Annotated in this window: 16 protein-coding genes; 5 read left to right on the top strand and 11 right to left on the bottom strand. The window is 71.2% G+C overall.

Translation table 11 applies throughout. The annotated features are described in order from the left end of the window. Nucleotides 1-67: 67 nt before the first annotated feature. The gene (locus ABZW11_RS00795) at nucleotides 68-2,803 is read left to right on the top strand and encodes a protein kinase (protein WP_355411164.1); all 2,736 of its coding nucleotides are present in this window, start codon (nucleotides 68-70) and stop codon (nucleotides 2,801-2,803) included. Nucleotides 2,804-2,874: 71 nt separating this feature from the next. Here ABZW11_RS00795 and ABZW11_RS00800 read toward each other — a convergent pair whose 3' ends face one another. The 3 genes from ABZW11_RS00800 to eccCa are packed head-to-tail and all read right to left on the bottom strand — an operon-like array spanning nucleotide 2,875 to nucleotide 8,274. Next, nucleotides 2,875-3,963: a transglycosylase SLT domain-containing protein gene (locus tag ABZW11_RS00800; RefSeq protein ID WP_355411166.1), complete on the bottom strand. Its 1,089-nt coding sequence runs from the start codon at nucleotides 3,961-3,963 to the stop codon at nucleotides 2,875-2,877. Then, nucleotides 3,960-4,292 (bottom strand): hypothetical protein, encoded by a 333-nt coding sequence (locus tag ABZW11_RS00805; protein ID WP_345396277.1) that lies wholly within the window; start codon nucleotides 4,290-4,292, stop codon nucleotides 3,960-3,962. Before ABZW11_RS00805 ends, ABZW11_RS00800 begins: the two co-directional genes overlap by 4 nt. Then, a complete protein-coding gene (gene eccCa / locus ABZW11_RS00810) occupies nucleotides 4,279-8,274 on the bottom strand; it encodes a type VII secretion protein EccCa (protein ID WP_355411168.1) in 3,996 nt (1,331 codons plus the stop codon). The genes ABZW11_RS00805 and eccCa overlap by 14 nt, the downstream gene beginning before the upstream one ends. 102 nt (nucleotides 8,275-8,376) lie before the next feature. Here eccCa and eccD point away from each other — a divergent pair, with 102 nt between their 5' ends. Together eccD and ABZW11_RS00820 are read left to right on the top strand one after the other, a co-directional pair. Continuing rightward, entirely contained in the window at nucleotides 8,377-9,846 is a 1,470-nt protein-coding gene (eccD, locus tag ABZW11_RS00815; protein ID WP_355411170.1) for a type VII secretion integral membrane protein EccD, read from the top strand. 25 nt (nucleotides 9,847-9,871) lie between these two features. Next, nucleotides 9,872-10,315: a YbaB/EbfC family nucleoid-associated protein gene (locus ABZW11_RS00820; protein ID WP_355411172.1), complete on the top strand. Its 444-nt coding sequence runs from the start codon at nucleotides 9,872-9,874 to the stop codon at nucleotides 10,313-10,315. A gap of 30 nt (nucleotides 10,316-10,345) precedes the next feature. On the opposite strand, the gene ABZW11_RS00825 is transcribed toward ABZW11_RS00820, so the two are convergent. Genes ABZW11_RS00825 through ABZW11_RS00850 form a run of 6 tightly spaced genes read right to left on the bottom strand, consistent with a single transcriptional unit; the run spans nucleotide 10,346 to nucleotide 14,768 of the window. Further along, the gene (locus ABZW11_RS00825) at nucleotides 10,346-11,782 is read right to left on the bottom strand and encodes a hypothetical protein (RefSeq protein WP_355411174.1); all 1,437 of its coding nucleotides are present in this window, start codon (nucleotides 11,780-11,782) and stop codon (nucleotides 10,346-10,348) included. A 19-nt stretch (nucleotides 11,783-11,801) separates the two neighbouring features. After that, on the bottom strand, nucleotides 11,802-12,212 hold the full coding sequence (locus ABZW11_RS00830) for a hypothetical protein (RefSeq protein WP_355411176.1): 411 nt from the start codon (nucleotides 12,210-12,212) through the stop codon (nucleotides 11,802-11,804). Then, nucleotides 12,209-13,699 carry a hypothetical protein gene (locus tag ABZW11_RS00835; RefSeq protein WP_355411178.1) on the bottom strand — a complete coding sequence of 497 codons (1,491 nt, stop codon included), beginning with the start codon at nucleotides 13,697-13,699 and terminating at the stop codon, nucleotides 12,209-12,211. The genes ABZW11_RS00830 and ABZW11_RS00835 overlap by 4 nt, the downstream gene beginning before the upstream one ends. Next, a complete protein-coding gene (locus tag ABZW11_RS00840; RefSeq protein WP_355411180.1) occupies nucleotides 13,699-14,058 on the bottom strand; it encodes a hypothetical protein in 360 nt (119 codons plus the stop codon). The genes ABZW11_RS00835 and ABZW11_RS00840 overlap by 1 nt, the downstream gene beginning before the upstream one ends. Before the next feature lie 40 nt (nucleotides 14,059-14,098). Further along, on the bottom strand, nucleotides 14,099-14,410 hold the full coding sequence (locus tag ABZW11_RS00845; RefSeq protein WP_355411182.1) for a WXG100 family type VII secretion target: 312 nt from the start codon (nucleotides 14,408-14,410) through the stop codon (nucleotides 14,099-14,101). Nucleotides 14,411-14,429: 19 nt separating this feature from the next. Then, on the bottom strand, nucleotides 14,430-14,768 hold the full coding sequence (locus ABZW11_RS00850; protein ID WP_355411184.1) for a WXG100 family type VII secretion target: 339 nt from the start codon (nucleotides 14,766-14,768) through the stop codon (nucleotides 14,430-14,432). A gap of 180 nt (nucleotides 14,769-14,948) precedes the next feature. Between ABZW11_RS00850 and ABZW11_RS00855 the strand changes: the two genes are divergently transcribed. Next, nucleotides 14,949-16,064 (top strand): hypothetical protein, encoded by a 1,116-nt coding sequence (locus ABZW11_RS00855; protein ID WP_355411186.1) that lies wholly within the window; start codon nucleotides 14,949-14,951, stop codon nucleotides 16,062-16,064. A 6-nt stretch (nucleotides 16,065-16,070) separates the two neighbouring features. Then, on the top strand, nucleotides 16,071-16,877 hold the full coding sequence (locus ABZW11_RS00860; protein WP_355411188.1) for a hypothetical protein: 807 nt from the start codon (nucleotides 16,071-16,073) through the stop codon (nucleotides 16,875-16,877). 12 nt (nucleotides 16,878-16,889) lie between these two features. Here ABZW11_RS00860 and eccB read toward each other — a convergent pair whose 3' ends face one another. Beyond that, a complete protein-coding gene (gene eccB, locus ABZW11_RS00865) occupies nucleotides 16,890-18,305 on the bottom strand; it encodes a type VII secretion protein EccB (protein ID WP_355411190.1) in 1,416 nt (471 codons plus the stop codon). Between the two features lie 135 nt (nucleotides 18,306-18,440). After that, complete coding sequence (locus ABZW11_RS00870; protein WP_355411192.1) at nucleotides 18,441-19,364, bottom strand: M23 family metallopeptidase; 924 nt, start codon at nucleotides 19,362-19,364, stop codon at nucleotides 18,441-18,443. Nucleotides 19,365-19,463 lie beyond the last annotated feature (99 nt).

The following is a 19,463-nucleotide window of genomic DNA, read 5'->3' on the forward strand; positions in this document are numbered from 1 at the left end:
CTGATGTTGATGTGACAGATCTGGTTGAATGTGATCAATTCATGCTTTGCTGGTGAAAGGTTTGGGCATGCACCCTTTGCGCCCTGGGGATCCAGAGCGGATCGGCGCTTTCAGCATTGTCGGGCTGCTGGGAGAGGGGCCGAGAGGGGCAGTCTTCCTCGGGCGCGAGTCCGAGGAAGCGCCCAAGGTGGCCATCAAGCTGCTCCCCGCCGAGCCGGAGTCCGAGCCCGATCGGTACCTGGGGGCCAAGCGGGTCTCCAGCTCGTACGTCGCCCGCGTCCTCGACGCCGGCCACCACGACGGCCGGCCGTACGTCGTGCGCGAGTACGTCGAAGGCAAGAGCCTGGCCGAAACCGTCGCCGGCGGCGAGCCGCTGACCGGGGACGCGCTCGAACGCGTGGCCGTCGGCGTGCTGACCGCGCTGTCCGCCGTGCACCTCGCCGGGCTGGCCCACCGCTCGCTCACCCCGCACAACGTGATCCTCGGGCCCGACGGCCCGCGCGTCACCGACGCCGCCATCGGCGACCCGGTCGGCGACGCCGCCTACCAGGCGCCCGAGCAGCTGGAGGGCCGCCCGTACGGCCCCTACGCCGACGTCTTCGCCTGGGGCGCGACCATCGTGTACGCCGGCACCGGCCGCCCGCCGTTCGCCGACCGGCAAGCCGCCCTGAACGGTGACCCCGACGTCGGCATCACGGCCGAGCCGCTCCGCCGCGTCCTGCTGTCGGCCCTGACCAGGGAGGTCGGCTCCCGCCCGACGACCTACAGCGCCTTGATGCAGGTCCTCGGCGACGCCCCGAAGACCCCGGACACCCCCTCGGCGAAGCCCGGGGCGGCCGTGGCGGCCGTTCCTGCCCCGGCCGCGCCGGCCGCGGACAGTTCGAAGACGGACGCCCCCACCCCAGAAGCGCCGAAGCCGGTCACAGACGGGCCGAAGCCCGGCGAGCCGGTAGCGGACGCGGCGCACCCCGGCGAGCCCGGTGGGCCGGCCGCGGACGGGCCGAAGCCCGGCGGGCCGTCCGCGGAGACGGCGGAGTCCGCCCAGCCCGAGGCGGGTGAGCAGAAGCCGGATGAACCTGTCGAGGACGCGCCCAAGCCCAATGAGCCCGTGGCGGGTGAGCCCGAGCCCGGCGAGCCCAAGGCCGGTGCGCCCGTTGCCGGTGAGTCCAAGCCCGGTGGGGCCGGGGGTGAGGGGCCTAAGGCGTCTGCGCCGCGGAGTGCGCCTGAGGGGCCGCCGCTGGAAGGTGTGACGATCGCGCGGCTGCCGATGCCGGGTGGGCCGCCGCAAGGGCCGCCGCTGCAGGGGCCGCCTCAGGGACCTCCGCAGGGGCCGCCGCCCGGTCCTCATGTGCCGCCGCAGGGGCCGCATCCGTCGGTGCCCGCTCAGGGGGGTCCTCTTCAGAGGATGCCTCAGGGGGGCGTGCCGATGCAGGGGCCGATGCAGGGGCCGATGCAGGGGCCGCCCCAGGGGCCGCCGCACGGGCCGCTTTCCGGGTCGCTTTCCGGGCCGAATCTGTCCCCGCAGGGTCCGCCTTCGGGGCCGCACGTGCCGCCGCCGCACGTTCCTGGGCCGCCGCTTCAGGGGACGCCCGTGCCGGGGCCTGGCATGCACGGCCCTGGCATGCACGGCCCTGGGATGCAGGGGCCTGGGATCCAGGGGCCGGGACCGCAGGGGCCTGGCATGCAGGGGCCTGGGGCGAATGTGCCCGTACCGCATCAGCAGGGTGGGCCTGAGTCGCAGGGGCGGCCCGTCACGCCGGAGAGCACCATGTGGGGGCCGCCTGAGGCGGACCCGCCGCAGCCGCCCGCGCAGATCAGGATCGAACGGTCGTCGTCGCCCGCGCCCCGCAGGGGGCTGCCGCTGGCGTTGATCGCCGCCGTCGCCACGGTCGCGCTCGTCGCCGCCGTGGGCCTGTGGGGCGCCAACCGCTACGTACGCCTCCAGCAGGTCGAGCCCGCTTCGGTGGCGCAGGAGAACACCGACGGCATCCCCACGCCCAGCGGCACCGCCACGGGCCCGGCGCCGCAGGGCACCGACCCGGCGAATCCGCAGGCGACCGCCGAGGCCACCGTCCCGTGGGCGGCCAGCAACGACACCAACGACGTGGGGCCGCTGGTGCTGCCCACCGAGTGGTCGTCGGCGACGCCTGACGTGCCCGAGCTGACCACGGCGCCCACCACCCCGTCGGCGCTGCCGACGACGCCGGTCGTGGTGCCGACGCAGCCGCCGGCGACCGTGACGAAGCGGGCGCAGCCCACCAAGAAGCAGCAGAAGACGCAGGCGCCGAAGCCGAAGGCGACCGTCACCAAGACGGTGCAGCCGACGCCGAAGCCGACCAAGACCACCCCCAAGGCGCCGGTCAAGACGCCGACGAAGCGGCCCGACCCGACGCCCACGCAGGAGCCGGAGCCGCAGCCGACGAAGACGACGGCCAAGCCCCAGCCGACGAAGACCACGGCCAAGCCGGCCGCGCCGGTCAAGAACCCGTACACGGCCACGCAGGTGTGCGGCTCCGGGTTCTCGGTGCAGCGGTCCGCCTCGTTCTCGGGCGGGGTGACGTACCAGCTGTGGAACAACAGCACCGGCCAGAACTGCGCCGTCACCATCAAGACGGCGGACGTCGGCAAGAGCACCTCCACCGGCGTCACCCTTGAGGCGCAGGGCGGCGGCAGCCAGTCCGACAACGGCAGCTACGAGTACTACGCCGGCCCGGTGAAGGTGAGCGCCAAGGGCAAGTGCGTGCGCATCTCCGGCTACGTCGGCTCGGGCAGGACGACCACCGGCTATGCCAACTGCGGCTGAGCCACCCCACCTGACGGCGACGCCCCCGGAGCCCCTGCGGCCCCGGGGGCGTTCGCGTCAGTAGCGCCGCGTCAGTAGCCGACGTAGGTCTCGCCGACGAGACCGGGCACGTTCGAGACGGAGCCGTAGCGGGCGATCGCGTACCGGACGCCGGCGATGATGTTGTCCACCGGGTCGTAGATGTCGCGGTGCCCGTCCATGGCGTAGGCGTTGAACGTGGGGTCGATCGTCTGCATGAGGCCCTTGGACGGGGTGCCCCTGGCCGCGTTGGAGTCCCAGTTGTTGATGGCGTGCGGGTTTCCGCCGGACTCGTGCTGGATGATCCGCCAGATGTGGTCGACGTTCATCTTGGAGGCGGGCACGCCGGCGGCGGTGAGGATCCGTACGGCCTCCTCGATCCACGCCCTGACCTTCTCGGGCGGCGCCCCCGCACCGGCGGACGGTGGCGCGCCGCTGGGGCCGTAACCGCCGAAGCCGCCGGAAGGCGCGCCGGCGCCGAGCTGCGAGCCGCGCCCGCCCTGCACGGAGGTGCCCTCCGTCTGGTAGTCGGGATCGGGCACCCAGTCGAGCTTGCGCCCCTTTTCGGGGGTGAAGGTCTGGGTGGTCACGTCCGGGATGGCGTGGAAGGTCAGCCGGCGGTTCTTCAGGTGCTCGTCGATGTTCTTCTTGGCCTTGGAGACGGCCGTCTCGGCGGCGTCCACCCACGGCTTGGCGTCCTTCTTGGCCTGCTCGACCAGCGCGGCGAGCCCGGGCCGCACGTCCGCCTCGGTGGCGTCGGGGTGCTCGTTCATGTACCGGGTGCGGTAGTTCGCGGCGCTCGTGCCGAGGTCGCGGCAGATCGAGGAGATCTCGGTGTGCGACTCGCGCAGCGCGGACGCGGCGGACTTGAGCGCGGCGGCGCAGTCGTTCAGCGCCGTCTTGAGGCTCTCCGCGGCGGTGCCGTACTTGCGCATGTAGTCGTCGAAGCTTTTGGCCGAGCGGCCGTTCCAGGCGGCGTCCACGTTCCTGACCGCCGACGACAGCGCCCCGGCGAACTCCTCGATGTCGCCCGACGACGCCGTCCACTGCTCGGCGATCTTGTCGATGCCGCCGGGCTTGCCGGTCACCTTGCGCAGCATCTCGTCGAGCGCGGCGCCGCCCGGCAGGTGCGCGACGCTCACGACGTGGCCCGGTGGGCCGCGCGGATGTTCTCCTCGACGTCGCTCAGGCCGCGCTCGGTGCCCTTGAGCTTCTTGCGCGCCTCGTCCATCTCGCCGATGAGCGCCGACCAGACGCTGTTCGCGGCCGATGCGAGCCCCGCCGAGCCGGGCAGGTGGCCGAACGTGTCGGCGCTGACCGGGGTGCGGTTGTTGTGCACCTCCCCGTCAGCGTCGTACGTCAGCTCGCCGGGATTGCGCTCGGTCAGCGTCTCCTGGTACTGGCCCGCCGCCTTCTTGATGGCGGTGCGGCACCGGTCGAGCGCGGAGAGATGGATGTCAAGGTCGGCCACGGTCGGTCCCCCTTTCTGCGTCCAGGAACGCCGTCTGCATCAGGCGCGAGCCGTAGCGGCGGTCCACCAGGTGCCCGCGGCCGGGCGGTAGTGGCTGCGGGCGTACGTTGCCGAACAGGTAACCCTCGTCCTTGCTGCCCGACATGAGCAGCGCGGGCGTCGCCATGTCCTTCAGCCGCTGGATGACCGGGTCGAACATGGCCCGGCTGGCGCCGCCCATCTGGCGCGACAGCACCAGGTGCAGGCCGATGTCGCGGGCCTGCGGCAGCAGGTCGACCAGCGGGTGCAGCGGGTTGGCCGAGGTGGCGACGAGGTCGTAGTCGTCCACGATGACGTACAGGTCGGAGCCCTGCCACCAGCTCCTGTCGCGCAGTTGCTCGGGCGTCAGGTCGGCCGGGGGGAGGCGGCTGAGCAGCGCCTCCTTGGCGTCGTTGATGAGGCTGGCGGCGGCGGCGCTGGAGGCGGCGTAGCCGATGCGGTGCGGCGTGACGGCCGAGTCGAGCAGCGAGCGCCGGTAGTCGATCACGATCAGCATCGCCTCGCTGGGCTCCTTCCTGCTGACCAGGCCCTCGGAGATGAGCCGCAGCAGGTTGGACTTGCCGCTCTCGTTCTCGCCGAACACCACGAAGTGCGGGTCGGAGTCGAAGTCGAGCGCCATGGGCGACAGCGACGCCTCGTCGATGCCGATCGGGATGCGGTCGGGGTCCTCGGGCAGCGCGGAGACCGGCAGGACGGCGGGCAGCAGCCGCACGGGCGGCGCGACGGGGCCCTGCCACGACTCGCGTACGGCCTGCACCAGCGCCCTGACCCCGGCGGCCAGGTCGGAGGAGTTCTGGACCCCGTCGATCCTGGGCAGCGCCGACAGGAAGTGGAAGCCGTCCTTGGTCAGGCCGCGGCCCGGCGTGCTCTCCGGCACCGCCATCGCCTGCTTCCTGCTGACCTCCGACTCGTACGCGTCGCCCAGCTTCAGCTCGATCTTGGTGCCGAACAGGTCGCGGATGCTGGGCCGGAACTCCGACCACTTGTTGGTCGCGGCCACCAGGTGGATGCCGTAGCCGAGGCCGCGGCCCGCGATGTCGGTGATGGTCGGCTCCAGCGAGTCGAACTCCTGCCTCAGCGTCAGCCAGCCGTCCACGACCAGGAACACGTCGCCCCAGCCGTCGCCCTCGATCGTGCCCTCCTGGAGCATGCGGCGGTAGGCGGCCATCGACTCGACGCCCTGCTCGCCGAACTCGCGCTCGCGCTGCTCCAGGATGCCCGCGATCTCGGCGACCGTACGCCGGACCCGCTCGCCGTCGAGGCGGGTGGCCACGCTGCCGACGTGCGGCAGGCCCTCCAGCGAGGCGAGCGCGCCGCCACCGAAGTCGAGGCAGTAGAACTGCACCTCGCGCGGGGTGTGCATGAGCGCCATGCCGGTCACCAGCGTGCGGATCACGGTGCTCTTGCCGCTCTGCGTGCCGCCCGCCACGCCGACGTGTCCCGCCGCACCGGAGATGTCCAGCCAGTACGGGTCGCGCCGCTGCTCGAACGGCTTGTCCACGATGCCGACGACGGCGTGCAGCTTCCCGCGCCCCTGCCAGCCGGTCGTGGACAGGCCGTGCTCGGGGGTGACGGACAGGGGCGGCAGCAGGTGGGCCAGCGTGGGCGGCTCGGACAGCGGCGGCAGCCAGATGCGGTGCGCGGCGGGACCGTGCCCGGCCAGGCGGGAGACGACGACGTCGAGCAGGCTGCGCTGACCGGCGGCGGCCGGCTCGGACTCCTCCTCTTCCTCGGGCTCCTCCGGCTCGGGGATCTCGGGCAGCGGCAGGTAGGCGGGGCCGTACTCGACGACCTCGCGGACGGGCGCCTGGCCGTCAGTGGCGCCCGACGTGGCCGGGTCGGACTGGTGGGCGCCCGACACGTACGCGGCCTTGAACCTGGTCATGCCGGTCGTGTCGAACTTCAGGTAGCCGTTGCCCGGCGCGGACGGCAGCTCGTACGCGTCCGCCACGCCCAGCACGACCCGGCTCTCCATGGCCGAGAACGTGCGCAGGCCGATCCGGTACGACAGGTGCGTGTCCAGGCCGCGCAGCCTCCCCTCCTCAAGCCGCTGCGAGGCCAGCAGCAGGTGCACGCCCAGCGAGCGGCCCAGCCGGCCGATCATCACGAACAGGTCGATGAACTCCGGCTTGGCCGCCAGCAGCTCGCTGAACTCGTCCAGCACGATGAACAGCGTCGGCATCGGCCGCAGGTCGGCGCCCTGCTCGCGGGCCCGCTCGTAGTCGCGCAGGGAGGCGTAGTTGCCGGCCGCGCGCAGCAGCTCCTGGCGCCGCACCATCTCGCCGTGCAGCGCGTCGTGCATGCGGTCGACCAGCGGCAGCTCGTCCTCGAGGTTGGTGATGACGGCCGAGACGTGCGAGAGCGTCTCCAGGCCGAGGAACGTCGCGCCGCCCTTGAAGTCGACGAGCACGAAGTTGAGTATCTCGGAGGAGTGCGTGATCGCCAGGCCGAGCACGAGCGTGCGCAGCAGCTCCGACTTGCCGGAGCCGGTGGCGCCGATGACCAGCCCGTGCGGGCCCATGCCGCCCTGCGCCGACTCCTTGATGTCCAGCTCGACCACGCGGCCGTCGGCGCCGAGCCCGATCGGCACCCGCAGCCGGTTGCGCCCCGCCCTCGGCTGCCAGGTGACGGCGGGCTGCAGCAGCGCGGGGTCGCCCACGCCGAGCAGGTCGGTGAGCGTCATGCTGCTGCCCAGCACGTCCTGGGCGTCGCCGTCGGAGCCGGCCGAGGCCCGCAGCGGCGCGAGCTGCCTGGCCAGCCCCTCGGCCCTGGCGTAGTCGAGCCGGTCGGGGTCGCCGAGCCGGGTCGTGGAGCGCTTGCCCGCGTGGTCGATCTTCACCATGTGGAAGCCGTCGGGCTGGATGTCCAGCCGCAGCGTGGCGGCCTCCTCGACCGGTCCCGTCGCGTCCGACAGGTCGATGACGGTGACGCCCTGGATGGCGTCCGTGCCGAGTTGCGAGTCGTGCGGCACGTGTCCGCCGTCCACGATCACCACGTGGTACGGCAGCGCGTCGGCCGCCGTGTTCGGCCGGAACCTGGCCCGCTCCTTCAGCTCGTCGCCCACGAGCTGGTCGAGGTGGCTCATGTTCTCGGCCATGAGCCGCACCTTGCCCGCCGCGTCCACCTCGTCGGGGTGCAGCGCGTGCGGCAGCCACTTCACCCAGTCCCAGTGCGGCATCCATTCACCGCTCGCGCACACCAGCACCCGCATGTCGTCGGGGGAGTGGAAGGTGACGAGCTGCGCGATCATGGCCCTGACCAGCGAGCGCATCGCCCGCTGGTCGCCGGTGAGCCGGATCCTGGCGAACGAGTTGAGCGCCACCGCGACCGGCAGCCCGGCCACCGTGGAGTGCGCCCTGACGAAGCGGCGCAGCGCGCCCGCGGTCAGCGCGTCGAGGTCCTCCACGGGCTTGGTGTCGGGCGGGACGAGCTGCACGGCCAGCTTCTGCACGCCGGTGCCGAGCCGTACGGTGCCGAAGTCGTCGTCGCGCGGCCTGCGCTCCCACAGGCGCGGGCCCATCGCCACCCACCACAGCGTGTCGGGTGCGGGGCCGCTCCACTCCAGGGCCTCGCGCTGCTGGATCGCGGCCTTGCGGACGCGCCTGCGGATCTGGCCCAGATAGCGGAAGTAGTCGCGGCGCAGGCCGTTCAGCCGGTTCTTGCGCTCGCCCGAGTTGCGGCCGAGCTGCCCGACCGTCATGCCCAGCATGGAGACCGCGAACAGGCCGCTGGCCACGTACATGATGGGGTTGGAGTTGCCGCCCGCGGTGAACATCAGGCCCATGGCGGCGGCGCCGGCCAGCATGGGCACGTACATGAGGATTCCGGTGAATCCGGCGGGCTGCACCTCTGGGATCTCGGGCGGCGACTCCAGCAGGATCTCTCCGCGCGGTGGCTGAGGACTCGGGCGGCGTTCCGGCCGCCGTACGACAACGATGCTCACTGGGCGGACAACCCTCCTGTCACCTGAGACACTTTCTTACCAGACACACCGTCCCTATATGTTCGCCATGTCGGATTTAGCCAGCCAGTCATTGGAGTGGTCGTGACCTCCCTCGCCCACCAGCCGATGCAGCCGATGCAGCCCAGACCGCCCGCGCCTCCCGCCGGGCAGGGCGGGCAGCCGCGGCCGCACATGCCGCTGGCGCCGTTGTGCCACGTCACGATCGTCGCGCCGCGCCGCAGGGTGGACCTGGCGCTGCCGGCCGACGTACCGCTGCCGCACGTCCTGCCCGGCCTGCTGCGCGCGGTCGGCGAGGCGGGCGGCGACGCGGCCGGCGCGCCGGGATGGGTGCTGCAGCGGCTCGGCGGGGCGCCGTTCGACCTCGGGCAGACGCTGACCGCGCTGGGCGTGCTGGACGGCGAGATCCTCTACCTGCGCCCCCGCGAGGCCCAGTTGCCGCCCGCGCTCTACGACGACGTGGCCGACGTGGTCGCCACCGGCGTCTCGGAGAGCACCGGCAAGTGGGAGGGCCGCCACACCAGGACGCTGGGCGCCGGGGCCGCCTCCGTGCTGCTCGTGCTCGGCGTGCCCGCGCTGGCCCTGTCGGGCAGCGAGCCGCTCGGCGTCACCGTGGTGGCGGGCATGCTCGCGCTGCTGCTGATCGGCGTCAGCGCGGCCCTGTCCAGGGCCGTGGGTGACTCGTCGGCCGGCGCCCTGATCGGTTACGCGGCGCTCCCGTACGCCTTCCTCGCGGGCCTGTACGGCCTCATGAGCGGCTCCACGCTGGCCGGGGTCGGCGCACCCCACCTGCTGGCCGCCCTGACGTGTACGGCGCTGGTGGCCACGATCGGCGGCACGCTCGTCGCCGACGGCGTGGCGGGCTTCCTCGGCACCGCCATCGCGACCGTGGCGGGCGCGATCGCGGCCGGCATGGTGATGGTGTTCGGCGTGCCCGCCGCGGGCACCGCCGCCATGACCGTGACCGTGCTCATCGCGCTCAGCCCGCTCATCCCGACGCTGTCGTTCAAGATCGCCAGGGTGCCGCTGCCCCAGCTGCCCACCAACGCCGAGGAGCTGCGCGCCGACAACCAGCGCATCGACAGCGACGGCATCCTCGCCCGCACCGCCCAGGCCAGCAGGTACGCCACCGGCATGGTGGCCGGCATCGCCATGACCGCGATCGGCGCGCTCGCCTTCCTGGTCGCCGAGCCCGGCTGGATGTCCGGCTCGATGGCCGCCGTGCTCTGCCTGGTGCTGTTGCTGCGCGCCCGCGTCTTCGGCGGGCTCGGGCAGCGGCTCTGGCTGCTGTGCTCGGGGCTCGGCGGGCTCGGCACGATGGCCGTCATGCTCAGCACGGGCTCGGGCACGGTGGCGGCGGCGGCCGTGGTGATGGGGCTGCTGTGGCTGTCGATGCTGGTCGTCGGGCTGGGGCTGTGGCTGCCGTCGGGGCGGCTGTCGCCGTTCTGGGGCCGGGCGGGCGAGATCGTGGACGTCATCCTGCTCGTCGCGCTGTTCCCGCTCGCGCTGGGCGTGCTCGACGTCTACGTCTGGATCCGCGGCCTGTCCGGCTGAGCACCGTACTGAGAGTTGGGAGAGCATGATGGATCGTGACTTCGACTTCAGCGGCGTCGACGTCGACGAGCTGCTGAGGAAGAACGAGGCCCAGATGGCCCGCATCGCCGAGCTGGGGCCCGCACTGGAGGAGCTCGTCGGCACAGGGCAGGACGAGGACGGCTTGGTGACGGTGGAGTTCGGCGCCGCGGGGCTGAAGGACGTGATCCTGCATCCCAAGGCCATGCGCCTGTCCTCGGGCGAGCTGGCCGCGCGCATCAAGCAGGCGTTCACGGAGGCCGCCGCCGCTCTGGAGCGGCAGACCTCGGAGGCGATGGAGGAGATGTTCGGCGAGGACAACCCGATGCGGTGGGCCGGCGACTCCCAAGGCGCGATGGAGATGATCCACCGGGCCGAGTCCGCCTACAACCGCACCTTCGAGGACGTCATGGGCGAGCTGGTCCGCATCCGCAACCGGATGGAGGGCTGACCGGGTCCCGCGAGGGACCCGGCCGGCTCCTCAGCAAAGCTTCTCCGGGCTGGTCGGCACCGGAGGCGACCAGATGTCGGGCTCGGAGTCGTAGTACTCCCTGGTGTGCTCGTCGCAGTGGTCCTGGGCGCCCGCCCCCATGGCGCCGGCCGGGAAGGCCATGAAGCCGTTGCCGGGGGCGCCGCCACCGCGCAGCACGGCGGGGCTGGTGGCGGCCGGGCCGCCGGTGCCGTACCAGGGGCCCCCGGCCGTGGGGCCGCCGCCGGTGAACGGGGTGCCGCCAGGCGGCTGGGTGGTCGGCAGGATCCCGGGCGGCGTCGAGGTGTAGGGGTTCGGCGTCGTGGCGTACGGGTTCGGGGTGGTCGTCGTGGCCGGCGGCTGGGTCGTGGTCTGGGCCAGGTCCGTCCCCGAGTCCTCGGCGGTGATGACAGGGGGCACGTCCTGCTGCTGGTCCTGGCCGCCCGGCTGGTCCTGCTGCGGGGTCTCCGTGCCCGGCTGCTGGGTCGTCGGGTCGTCGCCCGTGGACGGGTCGTCCTGGCCCTGCCCGCCCGGGTCCTGCGGCTGGGTCGTGCCATCACCCTGGTCGCCGTTGCCGTCGCCCTTGCCGGTGCCGTCGCCGTTGGAACCGTTGGTGCCGTCGCCGGTGCCGCCGGAGCCGGTGCCCGTCGAGCCCGAGCCGGTCCTGTCGCCGGCGCCCGCCGTGACGTCGGGATCGGACGTGCCGCCGTTCCAGCGCCCGTCGCCGTTGCCGTTGGACAGGTCGGTGACCGTGGGCGCGTTCAGCTTGTTCGCCGGCTGGGTGTCCACGGTCAGCGGGTTGATCGTCGGCAGCTCGAACGCGAGCCCGTCGGCGATCCGCGCGTTGATGTCGGCGATCTCGTTGTTCAGGCTCTCCAGGTGCTTCCTGGCCCGCTCGTCGGCGTCGGCGTCCAGGGGGGCGTAGCCCATGCCGCCCGAGCCGCCACCGTCGCCTCCGCCCTGGATGACAGGTGGCGCCGTCTCGCCGGTGCCGCCGCCGGTGCCGCCGCCTGAACCGCCGCTGGGCCCGCCGTTCGTCATGCCGCCGCCGGAGTTCTGCTCCGGGTTGCCCGCCGGGGCGGGCACGGTCGAGCGGTAGTGCCGGACCCGCTCGGCGTACTTCTGCATCGGCTCGCCGGTCTTCTGCATGGCCTCGCCCAGCGCGCCCGCGCTGGCGTGCAGCAGCCGCAGCGCCTTCAGCGCCTGCTTGGCGCCGTCGCCGCTCCAGACCTCGGACAGGTCCTTGGCCGCCTTCATCAGCGCACCCTGGACACCGCCCTCGCCCTTGATCAGCTTGGCCGCCTCGACGTAGCTCCTGCCCGCCCGCTCGACGCTGTCCGGGTCGGCGCCGTTCAGATAGCTGACCACCCGCTCCCTGGTGACGCTCAGGTCCGGCCTGCTCTCACCGAGGTAGCTGTAGATCCTGATGGGCTCCCACTGATCGGCCATCTCTCATCCCTGCCGCTTCTCACGCACTGCTGTCGGCGTGGCCCTTCTCGTAGTTCGCGACGGCCCGCTCGACCGCCTCCGCCCACTTCTCGACGTAGTCGATGAGCTTGGTGTAGCTGTCGCCGAACACCTCGTACGCGCGGGCGGTGTTGTAGCCGAAGCTGCTGGCCACCTCCCAGGGCCCGGTCTCGCCGGGCCCGACATTGCCCAGCCCGGCCACCTCGCCGACCGTGCCCGGGCCGCTCCAGGTGGCGCTCATGTTGGCCGGCTGGTTCCCGTACAGCGAGCCGAGCTGCTCGCGCAGCCGCGAGACGACGGCCCTGACCTCCGAGTGGTCGATGTACGGGCCGCGCCCGTCGTCCTCCAGCCCGGGGAAGTCCTTGGCCAGCTCCAGTTCGGGCACCGGAGAGCCGTTCTCAGCCGGTCTCATGCTCTGCCTTTCGTACCGCCGTTGATGTTGGCGTCGATGGTGGGCACGTCGCTGGTGAAGTAGTCCTCCTCGTCCCACACGTACGCGCTGCGCCCCATCTCGTTCTTTTCCTCCTCCTGCTTCTGACCGCTCGGCGGGATCATCGGCACCATCGGGAGGCCGCCGCCGCCCAGCCCGCGCATGGCGGCCGCACCGGCCGGTCCGCCGAGGGCGCCGCCGACGGCGCCGTAACCGCCGGCGCCGCCTCCGCCAGGGCCGCCGGCGTAGCCGGTGCCGATCCCGGTGGAAGCGGGCGGGTTGACGGCGGTGTTGGGGTTCGGAAGGCCGCCGAGCTGGGACGGGTCGGGCAGGCCGGCCAGCGTGGTGCCGCTCGGAGTGCCGGGGGCCTTGAGGTCGGCCCCGTCGACTCCGGTGCCGTTGGGGAGGTTCGCGCCGTTCGTGGCGTCGAGCCCGGCTCCGTCCTGGCCGGTGCCGTCGAGGCCGGTGCCGCCGGGTCCCGCGCCGTCGGAGCCGATGCCGTCGGAGCCGATGCCGTCGGAGCCGAAGCCGTCGAGCCCGGTCCCGTTCTGACCCGTGCCGTTCTGGCCGCCGCCCAGGCCGCCCACGCCGCCGAGTCCGGGGATCTGGTGCTGGCTCGGGTCGTAGAGGCCGTCCTGGTTGGGCGGAGCGAACTCTCCCAGGTCAGTGTTCTTCGGGTTGAAACTGGCGTTGCGGATGTTGGGGTCGCCGCCATAAGGCGTCCTGGGCATGTCACCCGGGCCCAGGCCGAACAGCGGGATGTCGGTCCGCAACTGGGCGGGGAAGACCTGGTTGTTGGCCGCGGTGGCCTGACTGAGCAGCCGAAGGTGCTCCTTGGCGAGCTTCCTGTCCTTCTCCTCCTTGGACTCGCCGACGAGGTTGGCGAAGGGCCCGTCGGTGAAGAGGGACGTGACGCCGCCCGCGACCGTGCCGAAGACGGCGCCGATCACCGCGCCGGGTCCCGCGCCCACGCCGCCGAAGAACGCGCCGCCGATCGCACCCACGCCTGCTCCCGTCGTCCCTCCCTGGAAGGCGGCCTCCAGGAAGGAGACGTCTCTGTCGGGCGTCTCGGGCAGTTTGCTCCCGCTGTAGGCGGCCAGCGTGTGGGCCTGCAGCAGGAGGGCGGGGGCGACGCCCGAGGGGTTCGTGGGGCACTGCTTGGCGTCCGCGGGCTGGGCGCTGATCGTCGTGGAGACGTCGGCGGCCGAGTCGCGCAGCTTGCGCAGCGCCTTCTTGACGATCTTCGCGTCCTCGCCCTCGGTCCAGCGCGCGTCCAGCGCCCGCAGGTGCCTGTCGAGCACCTCGACCAGGTTGTCGAGGCGCTTCTTGGCGGTCATCAGCTCACCCGCCGCCGCGCGGAGCAGCTCCGGCTTGTTGGCGGTGAGCGTGTCGCGCACCAGCTGCGTGGTCGCGCCGTCAACCTCGGTCTGGTCGATCTGCGTCCTGATCGGTTGCTGTTGCTCGGCCATCAGACCCGCATCGTGTTCGCGCGCTCGGAGCTGTCCTTCTCGACCTCGTCGTAGCCGCCCACGGCCTCCTCCAGGAGGTCGATGGCGTTCTTCAGCTGCGTGACGATGTTGTCGTACGAGGTGGTGACCGCGGCGATGCCGTTGTTGGCGCTCGCCTGGAAGCCCATCGCGGCCGGCCAGAACCCGTACATGGCCTGAGAGTCGGTGGTCAGCTGGTTGACGCCCCCTTGCGGCGCGAAGGCCGGCGACACGCCATCGCCGGCCTTCTCCGGGGCCAACTGCTTGAGGGCCTCGAGCAGGTCTCTCCGCGCCGCCTTGATCGCTTCCTTGCTGAGGTCCACTCCACGATCGGTGCCCATGCTCCCCCTTTGTCAGGGCCCCGGCGAGATCGCCTGGGTCTTACTTGTGGTCGAAGATCCGGCTGTTGATCATCTCGACCTGTTGCATGTTCATGTTCGTGACGTTGATGTTCGACTTCAGCGCATCCACGAACTGCGACATGTCCCTGGCCTCGAGCTCCCAGAGCTTGCGGACCTCGTCGAAGACGGTCTTGGTCTGGCCCTGCCAGATCGCGCTCTTGGCGAGCAGGTCGCGCTCGAGCTCGTCGAGGCAGGTGACCATGTCGTTGAACGCCTTGGCGAAGGCTTCCTCGCCCTTGCCCAGACCCTGGAAATTGACCTTTGTGACGTCGAAGATGTCGTCTGCAGGCATGCTGTCCTCCTGGAGTGCGTCAGGTCCGGCCGTTGAATCCAGCGTTGATCGCGGCGGCGATCCTGTTGGTCGCCTCCTCGCGCTCCTGGTTGAACTGGACGTAGTTCCTGTTGCTCGTCGTGATGTTCTCGGCCAGGGTCTTCAGGCTCTGCAGCACCCTGTCCATGCGCTGGTGCCAGATCTTGTGCACGGCGTCGAACGCCGCCTCGGACTGGCCGACCCAGTTGTGCTTGAGTTCCACGCCCGCGGTGTCGAGGTTGCGCTGGATGGTACGCAGCCGGATGGCCGCGTCCTCGATGCGCTGCACCGCCGCGACGAGATCGGCTTGGCTTACTTGAGTCTGCGGTTCGGCGCCCACAGGCTCTCCTTCCTTGCTGGTCGGCTTACTACCGCCGACCGCGCACTGTCGGCATGGTCGTCACAGTAGTGAACATCGATCACTAGGGTCGCACGTGATCACGTCAATTTTCCATATCAATGGGGTGGATGGTGCCGGTTTGCCAGATAACGTATGTGATGGATGTGACAAGGGGGGCGTATGGCGAATCCATCGGCCGCTGGTGACCCGTTCTCCTCGGCTCTGAGCAGCTTCGGGAGTGCCGTCGATCCTTTCAAGAAGGATCCCGAGCTCGACATGAAGCCGGACAAGGTGCGCGGCCTCGGCAAGAACGTCGGGAGCTACGCCCCCACCATGGGCGACCTGAGCGAGAAGACCCGCGCCATCGACATGAGCCCGTTGACGTTCGGCGTGATCGGGGGCGGCCTCAACGTCGTGCACCGCAACGTCCGCGACGGCGCCGCCGACGCGCTGGAGAGCGGCCGGCAGGTGCTGGAGTCCTGGGAGACCGCGATCAACCAGATCGCGGATAACGTCGACGCCGCGGAGCAGGCCAGCAAGGCCAAGAACAAGAATTCCGGTGGCCCGGGGGACATCAAGATGCCCCCGGGCCCCGGCGACATGAAGAACATCGGCCCGCTGGACCCGAACCTGAAGACACCCGGCGGCCCGAAGGTGCCGGGCATGGAGGACATCAACGGCCCCGGCACCCCCGGCGTGGACATCCCCGGCCCCGGCGGCCCGGACGCGCAGAACCCGGACATGCCCAACCCGGACGTCCCGGACCCGAACCTGCCGGATCCCAACGCGCAGAATCCGGACATGCCCAACCCGAACGTGCCGGACCCGAACCTGCCGGACCCCAACGCGCAGAACCCGAACATCCCTAATCCGAACGTGCCGGACCCGAACATCCCAGATCCCGATCTCAAGGGTCTCGACCAGCCCGCGACCTCGGACCTCGCCGGGATCGACCGCAACCTCGCCAACCAGATCCCGCAGACCCGCATCCCCGACCCCAACGCCTTCGACCCGCGCACCACGAACACCATGCCGCGGACGAGCCTGGTTCCCGATAGCGGCATAGGCGGCGGCGGTGGCGTCGGCGGCGCCCTGGGCGGCGCGCCGCCCGGCAGCATCTCCAAGGCGCTCAACTCCGGCATGCCGTTCTACCCGCCGCCCATGGGCGGCGGCGCCGGTGCCATGAACCGGGACGAGAAGAACGGCGAGGGCGGCCCGTACCTCAGCGAGGACGAGAGCGCCTGGGGCTTCGACGAGGAACACGGCCCGGCCGTCATCCGCAACGAGGAGGTGTAGCAGCGCATGGCCTATGAGTCGGATCGCAACGAGTACCTGGTCGCCCTGGGCATGGCCGGAGTCGCGTCGGTGATCATGCCGTACGCGCGGCCGCTGGTCGCCCTCATGGCCATGGTCACGATGGACCCTGCCGAGCAGCAGCGGGCCGCAGACCAGTGGCTCGACAAGACCCCGGTCGGCGTGAAGCCCGTCGCCGACTCGAAGGAGTCGCCGAGCGCGGCCGGCGGCGCCGGCGACCTCGCGGTCCTGCGCTCGGAGCTGAAGCGGATGGTCGCGGAGATCGGCAAGCAGGACTGGAAGGGCCAGGCCTACACGACGTTCCAGAAGAAGGCGGAAGATCTCGACCGGAAGCTGGAGACGCTCGACAGGAACAATGTGGGCTGCGGTCAGACGCTCCAGGCTTCGGCCCACATCTCCCACTGGTTGCTGGAGTTCTTCAAGTGGATCGCCCGCGCCTTGTCCGCGTTCGGGGCGATCGTGTTCGCCTCCCAATTCCATCCGCTCACCCGCATCGCCGTCGTGCGAGGCGCCATGCGGTTCGTGGTGAAGCTCCACAAGATCGCTTTGCGGGTCTTCACGAATCACCGCAAGGTCATCTTGAGGGTCGCGATGGCGGTGGGCGCGGCGGGCGTGGCCTACAGCCAGATCTTCAAGGATCTGCTGGCCATGAACGCCGTCCCCACCAAGACGCCGGACCTGATCGACGGAGCCATCCAGTACGACGTGGAAGAGGTGGACTTCACCGAGTCCCCGCTCGCCAAGGCGGGCGCCACCAAGCCCGACCTGGGCGTGCTCGGGAACATGGGCGTCTGAGCCGGGCCCGCGTCACTTGCTTCCGGCCGTCAGCGGCGTCCAGGCGGCGGCCGGGTCCAGGGCGGGGCCCTGCGGGATCGCGTGCATGATGCTCGCCGGCACCGGCGCGACGTCGCCCGCGTCGTAGCCCAGCTTGGCCAGCACGTCGCCCGACGGCAGCGGGTGGCGCACGCCCTGGTCGGTGATCAGGGACAGCGCGTTGTTCACCGCGTTGATCTGGCCCTCGCCCGGCAGCAGCCCGGCCACGACGGCGCTGCCCGGCGGCAGCAGGATCTGGTCGTACTGGCCCTGCACGGCCGAGCTCGCCGGGGTGGGGATCGGGATCTTGCTGCCCGCCGTCACCTTCGTGGCCAGCGAGCCGGCCTGCGTGGCGCCGTACACGATGCACAGCGGCACCGAGCCGTTGACGCCCATCACCTTGGGCATGGCCTGCGGCAGCGAGGTGTCCATGACGTTCGTCTTCGAGGGCGAGGCGTTGGCGGAGGCGGCGTCGATCGGGATGGCCCTGACGGCGGCCCTGCCGTACGCCTTCTTGCTCTCGGGGTTCTCCAGCAGGAGCGTGGCCTGCATGGGGGAGATGGGCGCGAGACCGTCGGCGAGCAGCACGTAGTAGCGGGCCGGCGTGCCCTGCGCGGCCGGCACCGTGAACACCTGGCCGACCGTCGCGGCCACCTCGCCGCCGCCGCGGATCTTCTTGCCGCGCTGCTGCACCCGCGGGCCGTCGAAGTCGTGGCCGACGGGCAGCGCGTTGAGCCAGGCCGCGGGCACCTGCCGGGGCTGAGCGTTCAGCGCGCGCACGCCGTGCGCGGGCACGCGCATGCGGCGCTCGCCCCAGATGAGCCAGTTCTGGCGGCCGTCGGAGACCACCATGGCGTCCCCGCCGATCGGCCGCCCGCCGACGTCCTGCCCGCCCACCAGGCTCGTGTACGACTTGCTCCCGACGAGCTTGTCGGGCCCCTCCACCACGCACACCGACCAGGGCGCCTTGACCAGCTTCTCCTTGACCGGCAGCGAGTCGGGGGCCCCGGAGATGCCGATGAGCGGCCCGCGCGCGTAGTCGGCCAGGGAGGCCGCGGTCACGGTCCTGGTCGTGATCTCGGCGGAGTCGAGCACCAGCCGCGCCGAGACGTAGTTGGCGACCGGCAGCATCCGCCGCTGCTGCTCGCTGTAGATGTACTTGGCGCCGCTCTCCTCCTCGACCAGCAGCTGCCCGGGGTCGGTGAGCTTGGTGGCGTTGCCCGGTTTGATCATTCCCCAGATCCCGAACACCGCCATGATGAGCACCGCGACCAGGATGCCGCCGAAGGTGGCGACGTTCTGCCGCCGGGTGGGCGGCTCGGCCACGTCGGGCTCGGCCTGCAACAGGGCCATGCCGAGCCGCTGCTGCTGCAGCCGGTGGGCCTGGTAGAGGTCCTTCTTGGTCTGCACGGCACCTCCCTGCGACAAAACCCGCGCATCAGCATAAAGGCCCTGCCGTCTCAGCAGCCCCTCAGGTACCGCTGAGACGGCAGGGCCCTGAAGCGAACACTGCCGCGAACACTGCCGCGAACACCGCTGTGAACGTCAGGAGCAGTGCTCGAACGGGCTGTCGTACTTGGCGGAGCCGATCGAGCCGCCCCACTTGACGCAGGTGCGCAGCGCCTTGGCGCGGACCGGGCCCGCGTAGTACTGGAAGCTGCCCCTGTCGATCACCCGCTTGCTGCCCTTGACCTCCAGGTAGGCGGTCATGGACGCCTTGCCCGATGAGCTGTTGCGCAGCGCGACCACGCAGTTCTGGCCGTTGGAGGCGTTGTAGAGCAGCGCCACCCGGCCCTGGCTGCCCAGCGAGGCCGAGTCGATCTGCTTGAAGCCCGAGCCGCAGACCTGGGGCGCCGTGTACGGGTTACCGCCGCCGCCGGTCTTGTTGCCCGTGGTCGGCGCGCTGCCGCCGCCGCAGTTCTTCGAGGTCACGGTCGCGTTCGGGTAGCCGAACCTGCTGCCGTTGAAGGTGGCCGGAACGATTTTGCCGGCGGAGGTGCGCACCTCGAAGTGGAGGTGCGCGGCCATCTTGTACTTGGCCGACGACTTGCCCAGCGTGCCGATCTTCTGCCCCTGCTTGACGCTCGCGCCCTTGGCGACCGAGCGGCTGTTGAGGTGGGCGTACAGCGTGACCGTGCCGTCGGAGTGCTGGATCTTGATGACGTTGCCGAAGCCGTCGGCGGTCCGGTACTCCGACATCACGACCTTGCCGGCGGCCGCCGCGACCACGGTACGGCCGAGGTCGGCGTCCCCGTCCGTCGCGCTGCCGTTGAAGTCGATCTCGTAACCGGCGGTGTGGGCGGAGCTCTTGCTGCTGCCCACCCACTTCTCCCCACAGGGGAAGGGGAGCTGGTAGGTGACGCCGGCGGCGGCTGCGCTCGCAGTGGAGACGGCCGAGGCGGGGGTCGTCCAGAGGAGGGGGAGCGCCGCGGTGGCACACGCGCTCGCGATGAGGATCTTCTTACGCACGGCACCGAAGCCTGCCAGTTCGATGATCGACCCGGCTAGCGGTTTCGCCGGATGTTCACCGGAATGAGTCGATTTTCGTTCATATGAAGGTCGCGCCGG

It is taken from the genome of Nonomuraea sp. NPDC004580, assembly GCF_040609855.1.
In the GTDB taxonomy this organism is placed as follows: Bacteria; Actinomycetota; Actinomycetes; order Streptosporangiales; family Streptosporangiaceae; genus Nonomuraea; species Nonomuraea salmonea.